This is a genomic window from Herbiconiux solani NBRC 106740 (assembly GCF_001571005.1).
Lineage (GTDB): Bacteria > Actinomycetota > Actinomycetes > Actinomycetales > Microbacteriaceae > Herbiconiux > Herbiconiux solani.
Map to the genome: position 1 here is coordinate 302,952 of NZ_BCST01000002.1, position 24,573 is coordinate 327,524.

Genomic DNA, 24,573 nt, shown 5'->3' on the forward strand with positions numbered 1-24,573 from the left:
CACGGTATGCCATGATTCGTCTCGATGACTGACGAACTCTCGGTCTCCCGAGCGGGGATGGGCGGCCGTGACCTCGACGAGGCGCGCGCCATGTACGAGGACGACTACTCGGGCACGGGGTTCGTGGCCGAGCTCAGCGACGAGGCCTTCGCGTACCGCTACACGGTCGCCGGCGACGCGAACATGACCCTGCGGTCGTCGATGTTCCTCGGCTCCATCCAGGGCACGATCCAGCCCGAGAACGAGTACGTCGTCTCCTGGATCCTCGGCGGCTCCGGAGTGATGGACCTGGGCGGAGACGAGACGGCGCTGGTGCTCGGGCGGCCGGCGATGTTCCCCACCGGGCGGCCGTTCGCGTTCGAGTTCCAGGACTACCGGCAGAGCCTCATCCACTTCAATGCGGGCTTCCTCGAACGGGTCGCGGCCGAGCACGAAGACGCTCTGCACGCGCCGATCCACTTCGACCACGCCGCGGCGCCGGCGCCCGAGGCGCTGGTGCGATGGAAGGGCGTCGTCGACGAGAGCGCGCTCCTCATCCTCACCGGGGCGCCGACTCCGCTGCAGATGTCCGAACTCAGCCGGCGGACGGCGACGGCCCTGCTCGACACCTTCCCTCACGAGACGACCCCGCTGCCGCCCGTCCTCCTCAAGCCGCGGAACGTGCGGCTCCGGCGGGCCGTCGACCACCTGCACGCGCACGCCCATGAGCCGCTCACCACCAGCGACGTCGCCGAGGTGGTCGGCCTCTCGCCCCGGAGCCTCCAGCAGGCCTTCCAGCGCCAGCTCGGTGTGAGCCCCACGGAGTACCTCCGCGGCATCCGGCTCGACCGCGTGAACGTCGAGCTCCTCCACCTCGCACCGGAGCACAGCACCGTCGGCGAGGTCGCCGCGCGCTGGGGCTTCACGAACCCGGGCCGCTTCGCCGGGGCCTATTTGGCCCGTTTCGGCGAGTATCCGCGCGACACCCTGGGACGCTGACGCGTTTTCTGGACAGAGTCCAGCAGAACGCGTCCCGGTGCGATGCAATGGTGCGAGCACACCGTTTCGGTGCGCGACGAATCGAGGATCATCCGTGCCCTGCCACAGCCACGCCCTACTGACCCGGTGGGTGGCTGACTTCGTCAGGACCACCCCGACCTCCAGCTCGATCGAGGTTCTGCACCAGGACGGCTTCGACGGCGAGGACGGTGGACTCGTCGTGGTCCGCCCCCGCGGCGTCCATGCCGAGCTCTACCTGCTGCCGGCCTCGCCCGGTGAATCCCGCTTCGTCGTCACCATCGCGGCCCTGGCGAACGAGGTGACCATCGACTCGCTCCAGCTCCTGCTGCTGAGCGAGGAGCTGAAGAACGCCTCGGCGCTGTGCGATCACCTCGAGAGCCGGTCGAGGGCGATGACCATGACGACAGGAGAGGCCGGCGGTGGGATTACTGCTCTACGCGAACGATGATCAGGGCGTCGAGTTCGACGACCGCACCCTCGCGCATCTGAAGCTCGTCATCATCGGCAAGCTGCGGCGCCAGGAGTCGTTCGCGCTCTCCTGGGCCCGCTCGCAGGCCAGCGGCAGCGGGCGCGAGACCATCTGGCTCTCCCCGTCAATCCCGCTGCGGTTCTGGATCGACAACGCCGAGGCCGGGCCGCTGAACCGCGCGTGGCTCGACCTGCTCGCGCAGTCGGCCGAGCGCGGCGACCTCCGGGTCACGGCCGAGCCGGTGGAAGAGGCCCCCTAGACCCCGTAGGCGTCAGGACGTGCGAAGGCCCGCCACGCAGCGATGCGGGCGGGCCTTCGTCGGGACTGTGCGAACGTCAGTGCTTGAATGCGTCCTTGACGTTCTCGCCGGCGTTCTTGAGGTCGGCCTTCGACTGGTCGGCCTTGCCCTCGGCGACCTTCGAGTCGTCGTCGGTGGCCTTGCCGAATGCTTCCTTCGCCTTGCCGCCGAGGTCTTCGGCCGCGTTCCCGATCTTGTCTCCAATACCCATGATGAGCACCTTTCCTTCGTCAGAACCGCGAGTGGCGGTGATTCCAGGATGCTCCAGTCGCCGAGAACCGCAACAGATTGTCAGCGATCGCGGATGAACGGGGCTCGCGGAACATCCGGGTTCACGGATGATCGGGGTTCGCGGATGATCGGGTCGCGGGTCATCCGCACCAGTCGGGCAGGAATCCCGCGACACCCCGCGTGGTCGCCCCGCTGGCGATGTCGACGAAGTAGGTCGACATGTCCGAGTACCCGGGCAGCGCGTAGCCGTCGTTGAGTGCCCCGGCCGGCACGACCTCGACCGCGAGGTACTGGCCGTTCGGCGAGACGCAGAAGTCGCGCACCCGGGAGCCGGCGGTCGTCGACCGGTAGAGCTCCCTGGTGCCGGCCGCATCCGCGAGGGCGATGACGGATGCCGCGACCGGGCTGTCACTGCTGTAGTCGACGTCGTCGTACTGCCGGATCGTCACTCCCCCGGCCTGCACCACGATCTTCTTCGGGTAGTACTTCGGGTCGACAACGGGCACGAAGACGGGCAACGCGGTGACGGCGCCGGTGGACAGGTCGATGGTCGACTCGCCCTCGCCGTCGGCCACCACGAGCTGCACCCCGCCCGGCAGGAACCCGCGCATCTGCGTGTGTCGGCCGAGCGGTGTCGGCTCGCCGCCCTTCAGCGGATCGACGAGGTAGAGCTGCTGATCCGAGCCCTGGCCCACGAGCGAGGAGGTGCCCGGCACGAACCGCCAGTCGACGAGCGGCAGCGGAGCGCCCCCGAACCCGGCCACCGGGTCGGCGCGGCCGGAGGCGGAGAGGGGGTCGAAGACGAACACGGCATCCTGATACGGGGTGCCGGCCGCATCGGCCCCGCCGCTCACCGTGAAGCCGAACAGGCGCGAGGTCGGCGAGGAGCGGAGGTTCTGCAGGCGCGCACCGGTGGGGGTCGGCACGGTGACGGCCGAGCCGCCGTCCGGCACGACCTCGAGGCTGGTGTTGCCCTGGTCGTCGGCGACGATCGCGGCGAGGGCGACGTCGGTGACCGCGTACTGCAGGATGTGCGGGGCCTCGAACACGACCTCGCTCGTCGCATCCGGACCCGCGGCGATGCCGGAGCGGAGCACCTGGTCCTCGGGCCGGCCGGGGTCGCGGGCCGCCGCCCCGCCCTGCCGGAGCAGGGTGTAGACGGGCACGTCGGGCGTGTCGAAGCTGTAGTCGAGCGAACCGGAGAGTCCGGTGTCGGCGCCGACGACCCTGTCGACCCGCACATGGTAGGTCGTGGCGTAGTCGAGCAGGCCGGAGAAGGCGAGGGTCACGTCGGGGCCGGACGCGGTCACGTCGACCGGGGCGGCCGGTGAGACGCTCACCTGGTCGGGCGTGATCGGGGCGAGGGACTGGTCGGCGTGCAGCACGAGCTTCTGGCCGTCGCGGGCGATCACGGCCGGGAGGTTGATGGAGGCCGAGTCGATCGTGGGCCCGCGGAGGACGGCCGCAGCGCCGAGCCCGACGGAGAGCAGGGCGAGCGCGGCGATGGTGGCCGTCGTCGTGCGGCGGTAGCGGCGCCAGCGGCGGTCGGCGCCGCGCTTCGTCGGCTGGTCGCTCGACCGCCGGGCGGTCGCGGGGCGGCCGGTCGTCGGCGGCTGCTCAGTCGGCTGCTGCTCAGTAGACATACGGCTCCGCGGGCTGGTCGACCGCGGCGAGCGCCGTGGGCTCGAGCACGATCGCCTGGGTGCTCGACGTGCTCGGGTTCGACCCGAAGCCGCCGGTCGCGTGCACCCAGCTGTCGACGGCGTAGTCGCTCTGCCACCCCGGCAGATAGACGGGCACGCCCACGGGCTGGGCGTCGACGGCGCAGCAGGTCACCACGAACCGGGCGACGTAGAACACGTTGTCGGGGTCGGCGGGGTCGGGCGTGACGAAGCCGGTGATGTCGGCCGTCTTGCCCGCGAGGTAGTCCTCGCCGGCGCCCTGGCGGAGGAGCGAGGCCCAGTCCTTGACCGTGAACGTCGTGGTGTCGCTGCCGACGAGATCGGTCGCCGACTGGCCGGCCGCGTCGGCCGCCGCGTTCGTCAGGGCGGCCGAGGCGTTGAGGTCGCGCTGGTCGACCGTGGCCGAGGTGAGGGTCGAGGGCGGCACGACGAGCAGGGCGCCGACCGTCCCGGCGACGATGAGCGCGGTGGCGGCGACCCACGCGGTCGTGCGCCATCCGGAGCCCGTCCTTGCCACCGCCGTGTCGTCGTGGACATGGTCGTGGTCGTGCCTGTCGCCGTCTGCGTGGCCGTGCCCGCCGCCGTCTGCGTGCCCGTGCCCGTCGCCGTGGTCGTGACCGTCGTCATCCGCCGCACCCGGTACGAGCGCGAACGCCGCGATGACCGCGATGCCCGCGAGCACCGCCATGACGACCGTGAACTCGTAGTAGCGGGGGTGGATGTAGAGGCCCAGCTGGCCGGTCGCGGCCAGCCAGACGATCGCGACGACGCCGATCAGGCTGAGGACGATCCCGCGCCAGCGGGAGAGCAGACGGTCACGCAATGAGGTTCACTCCGAATCCGAGGGCGATGGAGGCGAGGGCGACGATCGCGACGAGGCGCACCAGGGCCGCCGTCGTGAAGGTCGTGCGCATGAGGGTGATCATCTTGACGTCGACCATGGCGCCGAAGACGAGGAAGGCGACCACCCCGCCCGGCAGGAAGGTCGAGCCGAAGGCGAGGATGAAGAAGGCGTCGACGTTCGAGCAGATCGCGACCACGAAGGCCAGCAGCATCAGGGCGAGCACCGACCAGATCGGGTTGCTTCCGAGGGCCACCAGGATGTCGCGGGAGAGGCCGACCTGGATCGCACCCGCGATCGCCGAGCCCACGATCAGCGCGGGCAGCATGGTCGAGGTCTCCTCGGCGAAGGCGACCACCGAGCGGCGGAGGCGCGGGCGGGCGCCCGCCGAGCCAGACCCGGAGGGGCCTGCCTCGATCCGGCAGGCGGCCTCGAAGCGCGGGGTGAGCAGCGCCTCGGGCTGCGGGTGACGGCTGAACACCCAGCCCACGAGGTTCGCGATGACGAAGCCGCCGATGATCCGGCCGGCCAGGATCCCGTCGTTCCAGCCGAAGGCCTGGTACGTGGTGACGATCGTCACCGGATTGAGAATCGGGGCGGCCAGCAGGAAGGTCATCGCCTCGGGGACGCTGAAGCCCTTCATGATGAAGCCGCGGGCCAGCGGCACGTTGCCGCACTCACAGACCGGCAGCAGCACGCCGACCAGCGAGATGACGACCCGGCGGAGCCAGGGCGTGCGCGGCATGATCCGGTGCAGCCACCGATCCGGCACCCAGAACCGCACCACGATCGAGATCAGGATGCCGAGGAACACGAAGGGCAGCGACTCGATCACGACGCTGGTCGCGAGGGTGACGAAGTCGCGCATCCGGTTCGGGAGCGCCCCGGCGTCGAGGTCGCTCGTGACCAGGCGGAGCACGATCAGGGCGGCGGCGACCACGGCGCCGATCACGAGCCCGATCATCCGCGACCGAGACCGCGACCCCGGCGGCCGGCCGCCCGGAGTGCCCACCGGGCGGGTGGCTCCTCGAGCGATCAGGTCCTGGGTCACATCCGCCAGGGTAGAGGACGGGCGGTGGCGAACCCTGGGGAACCGCATCTGCTCGACCGAGGAACGCGGCGATCGACGCGTGCCCATCGCCCGCTCGATGCTCTCGTCAGATCGATCCCGCCGCAATTTCTTCGATCACGCACACTGCGGCACCGAGCGCCCAGTCGAAGAAGGTGTGTTTGGTGAGCGTCAGTTCAGCCTTGGCCGCCGCACCGAAAGCGTGCTCCGCGATCGTCGATTTCAATCGGTCGGCGTAGAGCTCGTACTCGAGCGCGCCTTCTCCCGCGATGATGACCCGTTCCGGGCCGATGATGTTGATCAGCGCAGCCAGGGCGGCCCCGATCACCTCGCCCGCGGCTTCGAAGGCCTCGATCGACGGCAGATGATTCTCGTGCGCGAGACGGATGACGTCGGCGGCCTCCAGATCGGGCATGCCGGTCGCAGTTCTGACCCTGTCCACGATGGCCCGCGTCGATGCCACCGTCTCTACGCATCCGTGGCGGCCGCAGCTGCAGACCAGGTCGCGCGGGGCGAGCGGGAGATGGCCGATCTCCCCTGAGACCCCGTATGCGCCATCGACGATCCTTCCGTTTACGAAGAGGCCGCAACCGATGCCTTCACCGATCGTGACCACCGCGAAGGATCTGGCGTCTCGACCTGCTCCGAAGAGGTGCTCCGCGATCGTCAGCGCTCGAACGTCGTTCTCGACGGTCACCGGCAAGGCCAGTCGCGTTTCGAGTAGGTGCCGGAGGGGCACGTCCGTCCAGCCGAGGAGGGGCGAGTCGCGGATGATTCCTGCGGTGCGATCGACGTCACCGGAGATGGCGACCCCGAGTCCATCCACGGCGGGCCCGGGATTCGTCTCGCGGATCTGGTCGACCACCTCTGCGATCGAGTCGATGATCTCCCGCACGTCGTGGGCTCTGTTCCGTGCTGTCGCGAAGGCAATCTGTACTCCGCTGAGATCGGTGAGAACGCCGTACGTGGTGGTCCCGGTTACTTTCACACCGATGATGTGGGCGCGGCCGTGCGCAACGGCAAGTGGGTTAACCGGGCGACCGACTCCGAGTTCTCCACGGTCATCGGGAATGGTCTCGACGACGAAACCGGCCTCGATCAAGGGGTTCACTGCTTTTGTCACGGCGGATTGCGAGAGTCCGGTGGCTCGAGCCACGTCGATCCGGCCGAGAGGCCCATGGGTGAGGATGCGGCGGAAGACCGCGACCGAGGCCGGTGAGCTGACGGGTATCCGGTTGAGCGTGTTCATCCCTTGAGTCCTGAACTCGCGATGCCGGCGAAAAATTGTCTCTGCAGCGCGATGAATACCGCGATGAGTGGCAGTGAGGCGAGAAGTGAACCCGCCATGAGAGTCGGATAGTCCGTGCCGTACTGCCCTTGCAGCGTTGCGAGCCCGACTGGCAGAGTCATGTTCTCCTTCGAGGAGGTGATGATGAGCGGCCACAACAGGTCGTTCCAAGAGTACAGCGCGGTCAATACTGTGAGTGCGGCGAGTGTCGGTCCCACCATGGGCAGCATGACTCTCCAGAAGATCTGGAACGCATTAGCACCGTCGAGGCGGGCAGCCTCTTCGAATTCCTTGGGCACACTCATGAAGGCTTGCCGGAGCAGGAACGTCCCGAATGCCGAGAAGATCCCCGGAAGTGCGATCGCCGGAATCGTGTCCAGGAGACCGAGACTCTTCATCAGATCGAACTGAGCGATCAAGAACAACTGGCTGGGCGCCATGAGCATGATGAGGAACAACCCGAACAGGACATTCCGTCCGGGAAATGTCATGCGGGCGAACCCATAGGCGGCGAGGGAACAGATCAGAAGTTGACCTCCTACTCGGATGACGAGGGCCGCAGCCGAAACCCCCACCATCCCGACGACGGGAACCGAGTCGAAGAATCGTGCGAAGGCGTCAACCGTCAGGTCGCTGGGGAAGAAGACGGGAGGCACGGCTCGCGACTCGGCGACCGTCTTCAGCGCGGTCAGGAGTTGCCACAGGAACGGGAAGACCATTGCCGCTGCGGCGACCACCAGCACGGCGTGCGCCGCCCAGGTCGATTTGACCCGTCGCCGAGCCCGGGGATTCGCATCAACCATAGAAGACCCACTTTCGCTGGAGACGGAACTGGAGTGCGGTGACGGCCATGATGATCACGAGGAGAACGATCGCTATTGCGGCACCGTAGCCGCGGTCGTATTCCACGAACGCCTTCTGGAAGAACAGGTACACGACGGTTTGCGACCCCTGTTCAGCGGGCGAACCGCGACCGATCATCACGTAGATCAGGTCGAACATCTGCAGGGACGAAATGACGGAGAGCACGGAGACGAGGAACACGCTAGGGCTCAGAAGCGGCAGGGTGATTGCGAAGAACTGTCGGATCGAACCGGCGCCGTCCAGAGATGACGCCTCGAAGAGGTCCTGCGATATGGCTTGGATTCCGGCGCCCAGAATGATGATGTTCGTCCCGAGGCTGGACCAGATGCCGACGATGGCGACTGCATAGATGGCGACGTCGGGATCCGCGACCCAGCTCGGTCCGTCTATGCCGAAGGCGGCCAGCGCCTGGTTGATCACCCCGAAATCTCCGTTGTAGATGTAACGCCAGACCATTCCCACAGCAACGGGCAAGGTGACCACGGGCAGGAAGAACAACACCCGGTAGGTGGTCCTGAACCGCTTCACCGAGTTGATGAGTGCCGCGAGGACAATCGCGATCGGGACGCCCAGGAGCACGATGGCCGTGAATATAAGGCTGTTGCGTAAAGCGGTCCAGAATTCGGCATCGAGGAAGAGTGACAGGTAGTTGTCAGCGCCGACGAATGTCGAACCGCCGAAGGGGCCGGTCTTGGTGAAGCTCGTCACGAAGGTCGAGATCAGCGGCACGATGTAGAGAGCCAACAGCCCCACGAGGGCCGGTGCGACGAACGCCAAGCCCGTCAGGGCGTTGCTGATGCGGAGTAGGGCGGGGCGCCGAGTGGCGCCCCGCCTGGACGTGACTGCGCTCATTCTTTTGCGAGGGCCTCGTCCATTTTCGTGGCCAGGTCATCGGCGGCCTGCTCGACGGAGACGGATCCGTCCCACGCCGGCGTCAAGAGGTCGTCCTCGTATTCATTCCAGACCGCGGTATTGGCAGACACCGGGTAGAGGACTCCGTCGGGCACCTCGTCCAGGAAGGCCTGCAGGTTGAACTCCGGCATCGAGTCGACCCAGGCCTGCTGCGTGTTCTCGTAGGCCGGGATGACCGCTCCTGTGGCCGCCTGGATCTCGGCCGCCTCCTTACCTCCGAGGAAGAGAAGGAACTTTTTCAGTTCCTCGGGATGTTTCGAGTTGGCGAAGCCGACGTTCTGGATGCCGTTGATGACCGTCGCCCGGGTCTCGCCTGCAGGCAGAACGGTGACGTCGATCTTCGAGCGGAGGTCGGGGTTGTCGTAGAAGCGCTGCGCGTAGAACGAACCGCCGTAATACATCGCCACCTTGCCGTTCTCGAACTGAGCAACGGCTTCCGTGTCGGCCAGTTGTTGGAGGTTCGGCGAGCTGCCGTTCTTCTGGAAGTCGACCCAGTACTGCAGGCCCGCCTGGGTCTTCGGGTCGGAGTATCCCGACATCCCGTCCTCGATCACGTGACCTCCGGCTTGAGCGATGGTGTTGTAATAGCCTTCCTGGCGGTTGAGAGGCGCAGCTATTCCGAAGGTGCCGTTGGCTGGATCGGTCAGCTTTGGCGCGGCCGCTTGGACGTCGGCCCATGTCCAGTCGGCGGTGGGGTACGCCACCCCGGCAGCGTCGAAGAGCGACTTGTTATACCAGAGGCCGATCGTGTCGAAGTCCTTCGGGAGCCCGTAGTGCGCGCCGTCGTAGGTGAAGAGGTCAACCAGCGCCTTCGGGTACACGCCCAGGTCGACTCCCGCGTCGGAGATCGCGTCGTCCAGCGGGAGGAGCTGGTTGTTGGCGGCGTAGAGCTGGAAACGATCGCCCAGCATCCAGAAGGCATCGGGAGCCGTCCCGCCTTGCGCGCTGACCTGGAGCTTCGTCCAGTAGTCGGTGAAGGGATTTACCTGGAGTTGGACGTCGATGTTCGGGTTCTCTTTTTCGAACGCGTCGACAACCTGCTGCATCGTGTCTTCTTGCGACCACACCCCGTAGGTCAACGTCACCTTCTCGCCGCTCTCCGCATTGTTGTCAGAGCCACCTGCGGAGCAGGCGGTGAGCAGCGCGGCTGCGGCGACGGACACCGTCGTTATCGCCAACCACCGTCTCATGGGCTTTCCTTTCATTCGATGGATTCCGTCTCCAGGCGGAGCCGGAGGGTTGTTCCGTGTCAGGCTCTGGTCAGGCGGAGGTCGAGCCAGTCGACATGGGCTTCGGCTCTGCCGGGCAGGTCGAACGTTCGAAGCTCGAGAACGGAAGCGCCGCCGCAATCCAGCTGGAACGGGTGCGGTTGAGCCCCGGCCTGAAGCACGAAGCGGGCCTGTTCGATGCCGTCCAGGAGGATGAGCGCACCCGCTTGCGTGCCGGGCGTCTCGTCATCGATACCCACCGATCCCGACACCAACGAGGGTGCTGCGTCGAGAGCGAACATGACGCGGGAATTCTGCGAGACTCCGAGCCCATGCGTGTACTGAGTCCGCCCGACGGTCAGCGGGCCTCCGTCGCGTGGATCACCGCCACCGTTGCTGAGATTCCGCTCGACCGGCCCGACCTCGTTGGCGGCATCGAGGAATGGAATGTCGGACAGGTCGGTGCCACCGTCCCCGGCATAGGGAATCAAGACCTTCGCATGCGAGAGGAGTGGCACCCCGTCCGGACCCTCAGCCTCGGCGGCGAAGACCACGAGGTCACCGGCCTCCGCCGAGTCAGGTCTCTGGACCCACCACGTGATTCCGTCGTTAGCGGGGGTCGCCGCCCACCCGGGAGGGGTGCGGAGCGTGGCATGGGCACTGACTTTGAACGACGAGGGCTCGGAATCGTTCAGAACCAGGACGGGGGGCTCGATCTGAGGCAGAATCTGCTCCGCCCGGGCCGTTGCTCGATGGAGCTGCGTTCCCGTCGGGGCGACGATGGCGGCGAATCCACCGAGATCCTCTAGAACTACGGCGACATCGCCCGGTCCGTCCACCCAGGACTCGACCAGGTGACCAGGCCCATCGGTGACTACCCAGGCGACCGAGGGCCCGGCGATCAGGTCACCGAGCGGGAAGGAGATCGAGTGGGCGGGTGTACAGCTGATCCCTCCCAGGAACCAGCGATCACCGGACCGACGGGCGATGACTGCCTCCGTGTCGGGGGTACCGGAGATGAGACGCACTTCGTCCCAGGTCGCGGGCAGCTCGGCCAGGAATCGCGCAGCGTGCGGACGGGCACGGTATTGGTCCGGATCGTCGGCGAAGTGCGTGATGCCGGATTCGTAAACGACCCCGAGAGCCAGTTCGTGCGCATCGGTCGTTTCGCGTTGCGGGGCACTGAACGTGACCGGCGTGTAGTCCATCGCACCCACGATGTTGCGCGTGAACGGCTGAATGACATTATGAGCTGCCGTGAGGGGATCTCCGTAGAAGACGTAGTACTCGGCACCCCGGATGCCTTCGTAACTGACCACGTGCGGGAAGGTTCTCGCCCAGCCGCGTGGGATGACCGAGCCATGGAAATTTACCATCAGGCCCACTCGAGCGGTCTCGGCGATGATGGCGTCGTACCAGCGGTATCGATCGCGCGATTCCGACTCCATGAAGTCGACCTTGATCCCCGCCACGCCCCACGATCGCCAGAGCGCCAGTTTCCGGAGCGCCTCGTCGCCGTCGAGATCGGACCACGAACTCCACACATGGACCTGAATTCCCCGAGCGCTCGCATACGAGACCAACTCGGGCATCCAGGAGGCATCCCATCCGCAGTCCACCAGCACGTGCTCCCACCCCTGCTCCGCGGCGAAGTCGGTGAAGCGCTTCTGGACGTCGAGATAGGCACCCGAATATTGACTCGACCACCAGGACCAGGCGGCCCGTCCGGGTCGTGGCACCACGACCGCGGCCGAATCGGCTGCTGGGGCGAGATCGTCGACCATCGTTGATGCGACGATGTCGGCCAGAGAACCGATGATCAGTACACGCCACGGCGTCTGGTACCCCGCGTCGACAGCTAATTCATCATCGGCCGTCACCACCGAGAAGCTCCCGGCGGAGAAGCGTGCGTGAGCGCCCGAGCTGCGACCGTCGATGTCGGACTCGGTGAGGAGGAAGAAGCGGTCATCGTGAGCGGCTACGAGGATGGGAAATCCATAGTCGCCGGCCGCGAGCTCATCGAGGTCGGCGCCGAAGCGAGGAGTCTCGTACCACGTCTGGTAGTCCAAGACCCACGCGCGGCTTGCCGAGACCGGCGCGATACGAGTCGCCTCAGCCCCAAGCGTCGCCGGCGCCTCGTACGGCAACCGGTATCGAAACGCGACGCCATCGTGCGAGCTCCTCACCAGGAGACCCCAGCGGCGCCCATCGACATCCTCGAACCAGAGCTCAGCCTCGTCGTGCTCGACCATCCGCTCCCCTGCGGTCTTTCCCGTGAAGGCGCGGTAGCTGTCCGAGATGTGACGCCGGGTGACCGACAGCAACTCGGACCCCCTGCCGAGTGGCACCCCGTCGACCGTCAGACCCAGCTCGATCCGCGCACAGAGGTGACCGCCCACCGTGATGCTCAATGCAGGCACCTCGTGGAGGTGCAGCGCCACGTCGGAGGAGCCTTCCTGAGCGAATAGCGAGGTTGCGCTGGAGGTTCGGGTCATCGACAGGGACTCCTTCGTCTTTGGGGGCGGATCGGTGGATATCCGCCTGGCGAGCGTAGATCCAATTAGTTTATGATGTCAAGAATGTAATTATGGTTCCACCGAAAGGCTCCCGATGAGCAACTCCGCGAACACCGTCCATCTCCGATCCGGCGGAGTGAGCCTGGTGATCACCCGAGATCACTGGGGCATGCCCGTCGTGGCGCATTGGGGTGCGGAACTCGCCGACGCCGATCTCTCCGGATTGACCGCCACAGCGGTCCCCGCGGTCTTGAACAGTTCGCTGGATGCGGCGCGCTCGTTCTCGCTGATTCCGACGATCCACCACGGCTGGTCGGGTACCCCTGGGTTGGAATGGAGCGCGGATGGATTCGCGAGCTCCGCACTGAGGGTCACCGGCACGGAAGAGACCCGGGCATCGGCGACCTTCCGTTTTCGTGACGACAACGACATTCTCGAGGCAACCCTCCGCGTCGAGATCGATGAGTTCGGCTTGGTCCGCCTAAACGGGTCAGTGGCGAACCTCGGCGTCGCTCAACGAGTCCGCGTGCGATCGCTGGTCACCTTATTGCCCCTGCCTGCGCGAGCACAGGAGACCCTCGACTTCACGGGCAAGTGGAGCGGCGAGCGACGCCCCCAACGGCGCCGTGTGGCCGACGGCACGTGGCTGCGCACCTCGCGCCGCGGACGCCCGGGTCACGATTCGGCGTACCTCACCATGGTCGGCACGACCGGGTTCACCGCGCTTTCCGGCGAGATATGGGCATGCCATGTCGCGTGGAGCGGAAACCAGCAGAGCATCGTGGAGCGAAGCCCGGAGGGCGCGGGAGTCCACTCCGTCGTGTTGGGCGGCGGTGAAGCGCTCGACATCGATGAGATCGTTCTCAAGACAGGCGAGGTGTATCGCGGACCGGATGTGTGGTTCGCCTGGGGGGGCGAAGGGATCGACGACGTCTCGGCCCGATTTCATGACGCGGTGCGCCATCTGCCGTCGTACCCCGCCAGGCCTCGCCCCCTGGTGCTCAACACCTGGGAGGCCGTGTACTTCGATCACGATCGGACACGACTCGCCGAACTCGCCGACAAGGCGGCCTCCGTCGGGGTGGAGCGATTCGTGCTCGACGACGGCTGGTTTCTCGGCAGGCGGGATGACTCGGCCGGACTCGGAGACTGGGTCGTCGATGAGTCGGTCTGGCCTACAGGCCTGTCGCAGATATCTCAGCGCGTCCACGACCTCGGCATGGAATTCGGTCTCTGGTTCGAGCCCGAGATGGTCAATCCGGACTCGTCGCTGGCGCGCGAACATCCGGATTGGATACTCGGAGAACGACCGGAACTTAGTTGGCGGAACCAATTCGTGGTGGACCTTGCCAATCCCGCGGCCTTCGACCACGTCCTCGGCCAGATCGACGCCGTGGTCACCGAGTGCGGCGTCGACTTCATCAAATGGGACCACAACCGAGATCTGCACGCAGCGCAGTCCACTGCCACGGGACGGCCGGGGGTGCACGAGCACACGATGGCGACGTATCGGATGCTCGACGAGCTCGGTCGCCGGCACCCGCACCTCGAGATCGAGAGCTGTGCCAGCGGCGGCGCTCGCCCGGACCTCGGAATACTCTCGCGAACTCAGCGACTCTGGGCCTCGGACACGAACGACCCCTACGAGCGCCAATGGATCCAGCGCTGGACCCAGGCTCTGCTGCCACCGGAGCTCGTCGGCTCGCACGTCGGTCCCGCCGAAGCGCACACGACGCACCGAACCTCGTCACTGTCGTTCCGGCTGGTCACGGCTTTGTTCGGACATGCCGGTCTCGAGTGGGACCTCCTCGCCTGCACCGACGACGAGCTCGCCAGCATCACCCGGTGGGGGGCAACCTACAAAGAACTCCGGCCACTGCTCCACGCCGGCCGGTCAGTCCATGCCGAAGCCGTCGACGCAGGCGCGTCACTCGCTGGAGTCGTCTCGCCCGACCGACGGCATGCGATCTTCGCCTGGGTGCGCACGGAGACCAGTCCCACGGCTCACACTCCGCGGGTACCGATGCCGGGACTCGACGCGTTGCTCCGCTATCGGGTGACCGTCCGCTCCGAAGCGGGTCTGCCTCAGCTGCACCAGATCTCAGGACCCGCCTGGCTCGACGCCGCATTCGACGGCGTCGTGCTGACGGGCCGCGTTCTCGTCTCGGAAGGACTGCCCCTACCGCTGCTCAACCCCGGAAACGCCATGCTCTTCGAACTCGTGGCCGTCGGCTGAGGTCGATCAGGACGAGAAAAGAAAAACCCCCAAGATGGCGAGATCTTGGGGGTTTTCGTAGCGGGAGCGGGACTTGAACCCGCGACCCCACGATTATCAGCCGCATGCATTTCGTCGGTGGTCGTCAATTACAAATAGGTACTTGATCTGGCTTCATGATCTTGGTCAATCACGTCGATGTAGTTGAATCTATTTGAATCTGCGGAGTAAATGCGGGATTTGGTTACTGTTGAGTGGCGGGCTCGACCATGGACCATTCGACTTGAGCAGGCTCGTAATTCACAACCCGACCAGGGGCACGAATCCGGTAAATCCGAGGGCGGTGACCGCGTCACCTCGATCGATAGGGGTGAACAGAGTGATCGATGATGACGCTCTCTTCCCATGTTTGCAGGGCACCTCGACCGGATCGTCACCGACACAGCCCGCATCGAGCGGGTAGCCGTGGGCAAGGAGCAGCCACCGAGTCGCCTTGTGCGCGCTTTCGGGCACGTTCGGCCCCAATCGGACTGCCCGGATCGGCAGTCTCGGCGCTAGATCGGCTCTTTCATAGACCCCGCCCCAGCGATCCTCGCCCGCAACCAACCTCATGTGGAGGCCTCGGTCCCATGCTGCTCGGTGTCGTCGTGAGCGCGTGCGGGAGAACGTCTCGACCGTCACACGTTGCTCATGCTCGTCTGAAAAGTACGGATTCTTCGCCATCGCGCGGACGTCCGAGCGTAAGTCCGCCAGGTGCCTGATGAGCAGCAGTACCGCTTCGTCTGCGCTCTCGTGTTCGATGGGTGGTGAGCTCGCGTCCAGCCACTTGTCCCCAAGACCGACGAGCATTTGTTTTGCCCTCTGACGTACCTCCCCTCGCCGAATGACGACGTTTCGCCAGTGACGCACTCTCCTCGAGGATGGCGCCGGGTGGGGATCTGTATCAGCCACAGCCAACGGCACCTTTGGATCAATGTTAGTGGCCATGAAAAACTGCCCATAGGCGGCCAGTAGAGCTGCCCGTTGGTGGCCATGAAAACTGCCCATAGGGCGTGTCCCGCTTCATCGGTCCGCTCTCGAATGCGCTCTTCCCGTCCAGCAGCACCTGGAAGGTGAGCGAGGTCGCTCCCCCGCTCGGCACTTCCTGGTCGACGCCGACCACAGCATGGAACGCGTCGAGGTTCTGCCCGACAGGTCGTAGACGATCTCCGAGTTCGCGTGCGTGCCGAGGCCCCTTCTCGAAGGATTCCCGCGACACCCCGTGCTTCTGCGGAAGGCGCGGCTGTCTCGGCCGCGCGACCGACCCTTACCTGCTGGTCGAGGACGCGGTCGACCTCGGTATCCTTCCCGAATCCGCGCGGAGACCGACATCCGACGAGGCGCACGCCTGGCTGACCGAACTGCGCCGGCTCGCCGACGAGGGCGTTCCAGAAGCCGCCGAGCTCCTCGCCCGCGCCGCCGACGCGATCGCCGAGGCCACCCGCGTTCTCGTCAGCGCCTACGACGCCTCGCTCGTCGTGTTCGGCGGACCCTTCTGGAACACGCTCGCAGATCTCTACATCGACGTCATCCGCAAGCACCTCGCCACCACGCCGGAAGGCCTTCCCAGCCATCCGCGGATCGAGTCCACCGTCATGGGTGACGCCGTGGGCGCGGTCGGTGCGGCGAGTCTCGTATTCGACCAGTCGTTCTCGACGCGGCTCTCGGCGTACGAGCTGACGAGCTGAGCCGACGCTCACCCCAGTGGCGCTGTTCGTGGACGCGGAAGGTCATGCGTCGTGGAGGTCGTATAGCACTCAAGCTGCAGCCACTGACCGCCGCTCACGATGATGCTCAGCACAAGCTGTATAGCGACGAGCTGATCGATCTGCTCCGGGACGACAAACGTAGAGCCACCGTTTGGAACATTGCGCTCACCGGCAACTATGGAAGCGGAAAGAGCAGCATCTTGGCCGGAGAGGAAGCCACGAGCGGTTCAAATCTCGCTGTCGTCCCTGAGTGACGTTGGGGTCTCGTCTGCCGGGGAATCCGAGGACCCCCTGGCACCCAACGGGCTGACGAACTACATCCAGAAGGAGATCGTCAAACAGCTCCTATATCAGGTGCGCCCATCTCGGGTGCCCGGGTCCCGGTTCAGGCGACTGAGCGTCCCTTCAAAGACGCGAGCGTTCCTCGGGGCGCTGCTTGGAGCGGGAACTTTCGTCGGACTGTTGTGGCTCTCGGGGTGGGGCGTACCCCTCGCACTTCCTGTCGAGTCCAAATGGCTTCGGCCCTGGCTTCTCATGACCAATGGCGTCCTAACAGCGGCGTTGCTCTACTTCGCGCAGCTGTTGCTGGCAAACCGTTGGAGATTTGACAAGATCGGGACCCCTTCGACTTCGATAAGTCTCACCGCCAATGACAAGTCAGACACGTAAGTCGACGAGATCGTTTACTTCTTTGAGAAAACCAACCGCGACGTGGTCATCATCGAGGACCTAGATAGGTTTGAGGATCCGAGCATCGCGTACATGGGCGGCACTAGTCTTGACCGAATCGATTCCGCTCACCTGGGCATGCCGTTCGATGCGATGTGCGACCCCGACCATTACCGCATCACGATCGAGGGAACGACGCTGCGCCTCGTCGATGCCCTGGCCGGCTCATTGGGAGACGCGATCACGACGAATTGCCCGGTGACCGCGGTCGTCCGCGACGGAGACGCCGATCGCTATCGCGTGTCGACGCAGACCGGCGAGACGTTCATGGCATCCTCGGTTGTCGTTGCGGTGCCGCTCAATACGTTGAGCCGGATCGAGCTGCCCGCCTCCGTGCCTCAGGCCATCGTGGCCCTCGCGGCCACCGGACACGTCGGGAGGTCACGGAAGACCTGGATGCTTCTGGAGAACGTCCACGATCACTTCCGGGTGTTCGCCGCCGACCCGCCGTTCGCGTACTTCCGGTCGGAGCATGACTTCGGAGACGGTCGCATGCTCGCTGTCGCGCTCGGGCCCGACACCGGGCACCCGCTCGGTGCCGAAGAACTCAGTGCTGCCGTGCGCAAGTATCTGCCCGAAGCGTCCGTCGCGTCGTCGTATGAAAAGGACTCGCTGGAAGACGCCCACTACCGTGGAACGTGGTTCGTTCCCGGGCCGGTCCAAATGGCAAGCCTGGCGACGGCACCGCTGGCCGATGACCGGCTCTACTTCGCGGGAGGAGACCTCGCCATCGAGTGCTTCGGCACGATCGAAGGCGCCCTCCTCACCGGCCGTCGGGCCGGCGCGGCGGCCGCCGCCGGTCAGCGCTCGGGAGGGCACTGACCGGCGCTGGTGACGGCGACTCCACGCACAGCTATTCGGCGCGAACGCTTCGCAGGTGCAGCGACTTGGTCTCGAGGAATTCCTCGAATCCGGCCGCACCCGCCTCGCGGCCGTTGCCTGAGCGCTTGTAGCCCCCGAACGGCGCCTCATTGTTGAAGCCGCCGCCGTTGATCGACACCTGACCGGTGCGCAGGCGCCGGGCGACACGGATGGCGCGCTCCTCACTGCCCGCCCACACACCGCCGGCGAGCCCGTACTCCGACGAGTTCGCCAGCTCGATACCCGCTTCCTCGTCGTCATAGGGAAGGATCGCGAGCACCGGCCCGAAGATCTCCTGCCGAGCGATGGCCATGTCCGGTTCGACCCCCGAGAATACCGTGGGCGCCACGAAGTAGCCGGTGTCGGAGACGGTCGTCGTTCCTCCGGTGACGAGCGAGGCGCCCTCGGCGATCCCTTGCTCGATCAGGGAGACGACCCTCTCGTGCTGCCGTTCGCTGACGACCGGGCCGAGCAGGGTCGTCGACGCGAACGGATCACCGGTGAGGTAACCCTCGGCGGCCGCCTTGGCATAGCCCTCGGCCTCCTCCAGCCGCGAGCGGGGCACGAGCATGCGGGTCAGTGCGGTGCAGGTCTGGCCGGCGTTGAAGAAGCAGTTGCCCACCCCGTCGATCACCGCCGCTTCGAGGTCGGCGTCGTCGAGGATGAGGTTCGCCGACTTGCCTCCGAGTTCGAGCGCGACCTTCTTCACCGTCTTCGCCGCGACCTCGCTCACCCGGATGCCGGCCGCAGTCGATCCGGTGAACGACACCATGTCGATGTCCTCGCTCGCCGCAATCGCCTCGCCGACCGTGTGGCCGACTCCGATCACCAGGTTGAAGACTCCGGCCGGAAGCCCGATCGAGTCGGCCACTTCTGCGAGGATGTAGCCCGTCAGCGGAGCGACCTCACTCGGCTTCAGAACGACGGTGCAGCCCGCAGCCAGCGCCGGCGCGACCTTCAGGGCGATCTGGTGCAAGGGGTAGTTCCACGGTGTTATGCAGCCGACGACGCCCACCGGCTCACGCACGACGAGGGAGTGCTTCACCGCGCCGGCGTCGTAGGAGAACTCGCGCAGGTGGTCGGCGTAGAACTGGAAGTTGCGGATGGGGAGCGCCGACTGCCACTCGATCGACTGCGCGTAGGGCATGCCGATCTCGGACGACACGGTGCGGGCGATCTCGTCGGCCCGGGCCTGCAGCCCGTCGGTGAGCTTCTGCATCCAATCGGCACGCTCGACGGGGCTGAGCGCGGCCCACGCCGGGAAGGCGGCTTTCGCTGCCGCGGCGGCTCGCGCCACGTCGTCGTCCGTGCCGTCGGGCACGGTGGCGATGAGTTCTTCGGTCGCCGGGTTGACGACGTCGATCCGCTGAACTCCCGTGGAGGGAATCCACTCGCCGTCGACGTAGATGTCGGTGTAGTCACGCATGAGGTGTCCTTCGATTCAACTTGATGGGATGGTCGGGCTGACGTGGATCTTGAGGCTCTCGGGCGTACCGACGGCGGCGAGCGCCTCGGCAGCGCGGTCGAGGGGATAGCGGTGGGTCACCAGTTCACCGAGCGGCAGACTCGATGCCCGCAGGATCTCGACGGCGCGTGGGATCGTGGAGGCGAGACTGAACGAGCCGATGATGCGCAGCTGGCGGGCGTAGACCTCGTTCGGATCGATCACGATCTTCGAACCTGGCGGGCAGACGCCGAACGGCACCAGGGTGCCGGCATCGGCCAGCAGTCCGATCGCATCCTGCACCACGGCGGGCCGCCCGGTGGCGTCGATCACGAGGTCGAAGCCGCGCGCACCGGCCGATTCCACGAGTCCCGCCGATGAGTCGATAGTGTGCCGGAATCCGAAACTCCCGGCCCGCTCCAGCCGGGGCAGGGCCACGTCGACGGCGGTGAGGTCATGCACGCCAGAACCTTCGAGAACGATGCCGAGCAGCATTCCCATCGGTCCGGCGCCGATCACGACGGCGCGGTCGTCGATGCCCGGGGCGGCACGCTCGATGGCGTTGACGGCGCACCCCACCGGTTCGGCGAGCGCCGCGAGGTGGGCGTCGAGATCGCCGATCGGATGTGCGTTGCCGGCCCGCACCACGGCGAACTCGGCCAGCCCGCCGTCAAGATGTGCTCCGTAGGCCCGCAGGGTGGCGCAGAGGTTCGGATGCCCGCGGAGGCAGTTGCGGCAGGAACCGCAGGGCAGCAGCGGATCGATGGCGACCCTCTCCCCCATCCGCGACCGCGGCACGCCGTCGCCGACCGCGACGATCGTGCCGGCGAACTCGTGCCCCGGAATCCGGGGCAGCTCCGCGGGATAGCGCCCGTGCAGGATGTCGAGGTCCGTGTGGCAGATTCCGGCGGCTTCGACCGCGAGCGCGACCTCGCCGGGCCCGGCGACCGGATCGGGCACCTGCTCGACACCGACCTCGAGGCCGGAACGGAAGACCAGTGCTTTCATCGGTGGTTCCTCATCAATCGAACAGGTGGCGAAGTGGTCGGAGCGCGTCGACCGTCTCGGTGTAGCGGCCGAAAGCCTCTTCCCAGCGGGGGCGCTGCGATTCGTGGGGCTCGAAGCTCGCGGCCCGGTGCACCACGGCTGCCTCGGCCGCTTCGATCGAGGGGTAGACGCCCGTGCCGATGCCGGCCAGCATGGCCGCGCCGAGGGCGCCCGGCTCCGAGGACTCGGTGACCTCGACGACGCAGCCCAGTCCATCGGCGAACAGCTGGGTCCACACCGCACTCTTCGACGCCCCGCCGGCCAGTCGGATGCGCTCTCGCGGTCGGCCACGGCCGAGTGCATCGAGGTGGGTGCGGTGGTTGAACACGATGCCCTCCCAGATGGCCCGCAGGACATGTCGCCGCGAGTGCCAGCCTTGGAGGCCGAGGAGGCTGCCGCTCGCGTGCCCACCCTCGGGCGAGCCGTAGAGGAATGGATGGAAGACCAGTCGCGACTCCTCCGTCAGCGCTTCGGCCACTTCGCGGTTGGCCACCGCGACCGGATCGCGCACCTCACTCATCTGCGTGCGTAGATACCATTCGAAGTTCGTCACCGAGGCCGGCGAGGCGCCCATCAGCACCCACCGTCCGCTCTCCACCCAGGGCCGTGCCTGCCAGCGCGGGTCGACGATGCGGTCCGTCGACACCAGATGATTGACGCTGTAGGTGCCGGCGAGCGCCGAGAGTTCGCCCGGCCCGCCCGCGCCGACTCCCAAAATGGCGGCGACGGCGTCGTGGGTACCGATCACCACCGGCGTGCCGATCGCGAGGCCTGATCGCTCCGCCGCGACGGCAGTGATCCCGCCCGCGACCTCTGTGGGCCGGCGCAGCGGCGGGAGCTTCGAGGCGATCGCCTCGATCCCGTACTGCTCGAGAGCCTCCTGGCTGTAGTCGAGGCCGTCCAATCGCCCGACGCTCGAGTTGCCCTCGGAGAAGTCGGTCGCGATCTCTCCGGTCAGGCAGTAGCGCAACCAGTCCTTGCATGCCAGCAGCCAGCGGGTGCGCGCCAGGGCCTCTGGCTCGTTCACGAGCAGCCAGTGGGTCAGCGGAGCCAGCGAGGCCGCGAACGGCTCCTGACCGGTCAGGGCGACCGCCCGCTCGATCACGCCGTGCACCCGCCACTCATCGAGCACGCTCTCGGCCCGGGTGTCGACCGCGAGGATCGCCTCCCGGCTCGCCCGTCCGTCGTCGCCGACGAAGTACAGCCCGTCGCCGTGCCCCACCACTCCGACGGCGGTCACGTCGGCCGGGCGCGTCGCCGTGGTGCTCAGCACCTCGGCGATCACCTCGAACAACTGAACTCGCAACGCCTCGGCGTCACGTTCGACCCAGTGCGGCCGGGGCGTGAGAGACGCCGACGGGCGTGAGGCCGATCCGAGTTCACGGCCGTCGTCGCTGAACAGCACGGCCTTCAGCGCGGTCTGTCCGCTGTCGATTCCGAGCAGCATCCGCTCAGCCCTCCCCGAGCACGCGGGCGAGCGCTGACGCGACGAGCGCGCCCGAGCGTTCGAATGACTCCGGTGTGTCGCCGGCGACATGCGGACTGAGGGTCACGTTGTCGAGGCTGCGCCAGGGGCTGTCGGCCGGCAGCGGCTCTTCGTCGAAGACATCCAGCCCGGCTCCGGCGATCGAGTGCGAGGCCAACGCCTCGTACAGGGCGTCGTAGTCGACCAGCCGGCTGCGTGCGGTGTTGATGAAGGTGGCGGTGGGCCGCATCGACCGGAACAGCTCCCGACCGATAAACCGGTCGTTGTCGTCGGTGAGCCGGGCGAACATCACGATGGCATCGCCTTCGCGGAACACCTCGTCCAGCTCCACCGCCGACACTCCGTCACCGCTCAGCAGTTCAGCCGGGGTGTACGGGTCGTAGGCGATCACGCGCACACCGAATCCGGAGAGCAGCCGCACGAAATGGCGCGCGACCGCCCCGTACCCGACCAGCCCGACGGTGTACCCGCCCAGTTCCCGGGAACGCGAGACGAAGTCCTTGCGCCAGCCGCCCGTGGCGATGCTGAGGTGGGCCCTGGCGATGTTGCGCCGCTCCGCGATGATGAGACCGAGCGCCATCTCCGCTACCGCGGGAGCATTGCGACCTCCGATGTTGACCACCCGGATGCCGGCCGATGCGGCCGCATCGGTGTCGACGTTCTCGGTTCCGGCCCGAGCGATGGCGACGGTGCGCAGGGGCCCGCCGGCGCCGATGATCCCCGAGCCCACGGGCAGGAAGTGCACCACGAGCACGTCGGCCGACGCGGCCATTGCCCGTAGCTCTTCGGGGATCTCCACCGCATCGGGGCCGTGGAGTTCCACCTGGTGCTGGAGGGCGTGCAGAGCCGGCCCTCCGCCCTCCACGGCCCAGTCGGCCACGTCGATCGAGTCGATCGGGATGCCGGGATCGGCCTCGAGGGCTGCAGCCATGCTCTTTCCGGAGACGAAGGCGTCTCCGATGACGACGATGCGCATCTGCGGCCCGCTCAGACCGCGAAGGCGAGGCCGTGAACGAGCTCGTGCAGCCGCCGGGCCGTGGCCTCGGGGTCGGCCGACTGCCAGACGTTGCGCCCGTAGACGAGTCCGCGCGCACCGGACGCGAGCGCCTCGGTGGTGGAGGCCACCAGTTCGTCGTCGGAGTCGGTGCGCGGGCCACCGAGCAGAAGGAGCGGAACGGGGCAGTTGGCGATCACCCGGCGCATCGACTCGGCGTCGCCGGTGAACTGGGTCTTCACGGCATCCGCCCCCAGCTCGGCCGCGAGCCGGTTCACGTAGATCAGCGCGTCGACGTCGTTCTGGTTCTTCACCCGCGAACCCCACAGCACGGTCTCCACGATCAGCGGCAGCCCGACACGGTGGGCATCGCGCGCGGCCTTGGCGACTGCTTGCGCGTTGTCGGCCGTGACGGCGTCGTCGGCGTTGCCGAGGATGAGGAACATCACGATGCCGTCGGCGCCGAGTGCCGCAGCCTCGGAAGCGGTGATCAGTGTGCGGTACACCTCGCCCGTTCCCGCGGTGCCGGCGGGCTGCAGGTCGCCGAGGAAGATGAAGTCGGTGCGTACGAGCACGGCCGGTGCGTCGCGGTGAGCGAGCAGGTGACGGCTGCGGTCGAGAACGCCCGGCGAGAGGAGGATGCCGTCGGCGCCCGAGTCCACGACGGCCTCGACGATGCGAGAGGTGGATTCTCCGCCCTGCGATGCGTCGGCTCCGAGGCCGCGGTCGAAGGCGACCACCATCGTGCGTCCTGTGGTTCGGTCGAAGAGTCGTCCGAGCCGGAAGTCGTGTGTTTCCATGTGTCGATAGTCCTTTTGGTCTGGTGATTCGTGGATGAAAGGGAGGGCTACTTGATCGCGCCGAGGGAGAGTCCGCGAACGAGTTGTTTCTGGGCTACGAGGCCCGCGATCACCACGGGCAGCGTGGCCAGGAGCGATGCGGCCGAGAGCTTCGCCCAGAACAGCCCCTTGGTGCTGATGAAGCTGACCAGGTACAGCGGCACCGTCTGGGCGTCGACCGAGGTCAGGCTTCTGGCGAGGAAGAACTCGTTCCAGGAGAAGATGAAGCACAGCAGCGCAGTGGCCGCGAGCCCGGGCGCCACCATCGGCAGGATGACCCGCGTCAGCTGCTGGAAGAAGTTCGCGCCGTCGACCCGGGACGCCTCGATCACTTCCATCGGGATCTCGATCAGGAACGAGCGGATCAGCCAGACTGCCAGCGGCAGGTTCATGGCGGTGTAGAGAATCACCAGGGTGACGATCCGGTCGAGGATTCCGAGACTGTTCGCGATCAGGTAGATCGGGATGATCGCGCCGGCGATCGGCAGCATCCGCGTGGTGAGCAGGAAGAACATCACGTCTCGCCATTTGCGGATCGGCCGGATCGCCAGCGCGTAGGCGGCTGGCAGGGCGAGCGCGATCACCAGCAGCACGGAGGCAACGCTCGCCGTGACCGAGTTGATGAAGTACGGCAGGAAATTGTTGTCGAACGCGATGGCGAACTGGTCGAGGGTGGGCTGGAAGAAGAACTGCGGGGGGCTGGTCACCGCCGCCGCCTCGGGTTTGAAACCCGAGAGCACCATCCAGAAGAAGGGGAAGAACATCACCACGGCGAGCACCCAGGTGAGCGCCGTGAGAAGCTTTCCTCCCACCCCTCTGCGTCGAACCCGAGC

At 66.6% G+C, this 24,573-nt stretch carries 22 protein-coding genes and 1 pseudogene; 7 read left to right on the plus strand and 16 right to left on the minus strand.

The window, feature by feature from the left end; genetic code table 11:
• Positions 1–24 precede the first annotated feature (24 nt).
• From HSO01S_RS04680 to HSO01S_RS04690, 3 genes are all read left to right on the plus strand, one after another.
• Positions 25–978, plus strand: coding sequence for an AraC family transcriptional regulator (locus tag HSO01S_RS04680; protein WP_084361305.1), 954 nt, complete (start codon positions 25–27; stop codon positions 976–978).
• 130 nt (positions 979–1,108) lie between these two features.
• Entirely contained in the window at positions 1,109–1,447 is a 339-nt protein-coding gene (locus HSO01S_RS04685) for a hypothetical protein (RefSeq protein ID WP_157078908.1), read from the plus strand.
• Entirely contained in the window at positions 1,419–1,727 is a 309-nt protein-coding gene (locus tag HSO01S_RS04690; RefSeq protein WP_066039407.1) for a DUF7882 family protein, read from the plus strand. Before HSO01S_RS04685 ends, HSO01S_RS04690 begins: the two co-directional genes overlap by 29 nt.
• A 76-nt stretch (positions 1,728–1,803) precedes the next feature.
• Here the strand turns inward: HSO01S_RS04690 and HSO01S_RS04695 are convergent, their stop codons facing one another.
• The 9 genes from HSO01S_RS04695 to HSO01S_RS04735 all read right to left on the minus strand — a co-directional run bounded on the left by HSO01S_RS04695 (position 1,804) and on the right by HSO01S_RS04735 (position 12,302).
• Complete coding sequence (locus HSO01S_RS04695) at positions 1,804–1,977, minus strand: CsbD family protein (RefSeq protein ID WP_066039618.1); 174 nt, start codon at positions 1,975–1,977, stop codon at positions 1,804–1,806.
• A gap of 160 nt (positions 1,978–2,137) precedes the next feature.
• Positions 2,138–3,640 (minus strand): hypothetical protein, encoded by a 1,503-nt coding sequence (locus HSO01S_RS04700; protein WP_066039408.1) that lies wholly within the window; start codon positions 3,638–3,640, stop codon positions 2,138–2,140.
• Complete coding sequence (locus tag HSO01S_RS04705) at positions 3,630–4,502, minus strand: TIGR03943 family putative permease subunit (protein WP_245635886.1); 873 nt, start codon at positions 4,500–4,502, stop codon at positions 3,630–3,632. The genes HSO01S_RS04700 and HSO01S_RS04705 overlap by 11 nt, the downstream gene beginning before the upstream one ends.
• Positions 4,495–5,484 (minus strand): permease, encoded by a 990-nt coding sequence (locus HSO01S_RS04710; RefSeq protein WP_157078936.1) that lies wholly within the window; start codon positions 5,482–5,484, stop codon positions 4,495–4,497. Before HSO01S_RS04710 ends, HSO01S_RS04705 begins: the two co-directional genes overlap by 8 nt.
• A 193-nt stretch (positions 5,485–5,677) precedes the next feature.
• On the minus strand, positions 5,678–6,838 hold the full coding sequence (locus tag HSO01S_RS04715) for an ROK family transcriptional regulator (RefSeq protein ID WP_066039409.1): 1,161 nt from the start codon (positions 6,836–6,838) through the stop codon (positions 5,678–5,680).
• The gene (locus HSO01S_RS04720) at positions 6,835–7,680 is read right to left on the minus strand and encodes a carbohydrate ABC transporter permease (protein ID WP_066039410.1); all 846 of its coding nucleotides are present in this window, start codon (positions 7,678–7,680) and stop codon (positions 6,835–6,837) included. Before HSO01S_RS04720 ends, HSO01S_RS04715 begins: the two co-directional genes overlap by 4 nt.
• Positions 7,673–8,518 carry a carbohydrate ABC transporter permease gene (locus HSO01S_RS04725; RefSeq protein WP_218003769.1) on the minus strand — a complete coding sequence of 282 codons (846 nt, stop codon included), beginning with the start codon at positions 8,516–8,518 and terminating at the stop codon, positions 7,673–7,675. Before HSO01S_RS04725 ends, HSO01S_RS04720 begins: the two co-directional genes overlap by 8 nt.
• Before the next feature lie 71 nt (positions 8,519–8,589).
• Positions 8,590–9,816, minus strand: coding sequence for an ABC transporter substrate-binding protein (locus HSO01S_RS04730; RefSeq protein ID WP_245635888.1), 1,227 nt, complete (start codon positions 9,814–9,816; stop codon positions 8,590–8,592).
• 86 nt (positions 9,817–9,902) lie between these two features.
• On the minus strand, positions 9,903–12,302 hold the full coding sequence (locus HSO01S_RS04735) for a glycoside hydrolase family 97 catalytic domain-containing protein (protein WP_169799931.1): 2,400 nt from the start codon (positions 12,300–12,302) through the stop codon (positions 9,903–9,905).
• Positions 12,303–12,471: 169 nt separating this feature from the next.
• On the opposite strand from HSO01S_RS04735, the gene HSO01S_RS04740 reads away from it, so the two are divergent.
• On the plus strand, positions 12,472–14,613 hold the full coding sequence (locus HSO01S_RS04740; RefSeq protein WP_066039413.1) for an alpha-galactosidase: 2,142 nt from the start codon (positions 12,472–12,474) through the stop codon (positions 14,611–14,613).
• A 955-nt stretch (positions 14,614–15,568) separates the two neighbouring features.
• On the opposite strand, the gene HSO01S_RS19705 is transcribed toward HSO01S_RS04740, so the two are convergent.
• Entirely contained in the window at positions 15,569–15,754 is a 186-nt protein-coding gene (locus tag HSO01S_RS19705; protein WP_169799932.1) for an NPCBM/NEW2 domain-containing protein, read from the minus strand.
• On the opposite strand from HSO01S_RS19705, the gene HSO01S_RS04745 reads away from it, so the two are divergent.
• The 3 genes and pseudogenes from HSO01S_RS04745 (at position 15,705) to HSO01S_RS19715 (ending at position 17,891) form a co-directional block, all read left to right on the plus strand.
• A complete protein-coding gene (locus tag HSO01S_RS04745; RefSeq protein WP_157078909.1) occupies positions 15,705–16,319 on the plus strand; it encodes an ROK family protein in 615 nt (204 codons plus the stop codon). The two genes, HSO01S_RS19705 and HSO01S_RS04745, sit on opposite strands and share 50 nt — an antisense overlap.
• A 44-nt stretch (positions 16,320–16,363) precedes the next feature.
• Positions 16,364–16,594: a YobI family P-loop NTPase gene (locus HSO01S_RS19710; RefSeq protein ID WP_373280204.1), complete on the plus strand. Its 231-nt coding sequence runs from the start codon at positions 16,364–16,366 to the stop codon at positions 16,592–16,594.
• Positions 16,518–17,891, plus strand: a pseudogene (locus tag HSO01S_RS19715) (YobI family P-loop NTPase). Before HSO01S_RS19710 ends, HSO01S_RS19715 begins: the two are co-directional and overlap by 77 nt.
• A 31-nt stretch (positions 17,892–17,922) precedes the next feature.
• Here HSO01S_RS19715 and HSO01S_RS04755 read toward each other — a convergent pair.
• The 6 genes from HSO01S_RS04755 to HSO01S_RS04780 are packed head-to-tail and all read right to left on the minus strand — an operon-like array spanning position 17,923 to position 24,552.
• Positions 17,923–19,356, minus strand: a complete 1,434-nt coding sequence (locus HSO01S_RS04755; RefSeq protein WP_066039416.1) for an aldehyde dehydrogenase family protein — start codon at positions 19,354–19,356, stop codon at positions 17,923–17,925.
• Between the two features lie 15 nt (positions 19,357–19,371).
• Positions 19,372–20,382 carry an alcohol dehydrogenase catalytic domain-containing protein gene (locus HSO01S_RS04760; RefSeq protein WP_066039417.1) on the minus strand — a complete coding sequence of 337 codons (1,011 nt, stop codon included), beginning with the start codon at positions 20,380–20,382 and terminating at the stop codon, positions 19,372–19,374.
• A gap of 13 nt (positions 20,383–20,395) precedes the next feature.
• Entirely contained in the window at positions 20,396–21,868 is a 1,473-nt protein-coding gene (locus tag HSO01S_RS04765; protein WP_066039418.1) for an FGGY-family carbohydrate kinase, read from the minus strand.
• A gap of 4 nt (positions 21,869–21,872) precedes the next feature.
• Positions 21,873–22,883 carry an NAD(P)-dependent oxidoreductase gene (locus HSO01S_RS04770; protein ID WP_066039419.1) on the minus strand — a complete coding sequence of 337 codons (1,011 nt, stop codon included), beginning with the start codon at positions 22,881–22,883 and terminating at the stop codon, positions 21,873–21,875.
• Positions 22,884–22,894: 11 nt separating this feature from the next.
• Positions 22,895–23,701, minus strand: a complete 807-nt coding sequence (locus tag HSO01S_RS04775; RefSeq protein WP_084361309.1) for a class I fructose-bisphosphate aldolase — start codon at positions 23,699–23,701, stop codon at positions 22,895–22,897.
• A 47-nt stretch (positions 23,702–23,748) separates the two neighbouring features.
• Positions 23,749–24,552 (minus strand): carbohydrate ABC transporter permease, encoded by an 804-nt coding sequence (locus HSO01S_RS04780; protein ID WP_306306970.1) that lies wholly within the window; start codon positions 24,550–24,552, stop codon positions 23,749–23,751.
• Positions 24,553–24,573 lie beyond the last annotated feature (21 nt).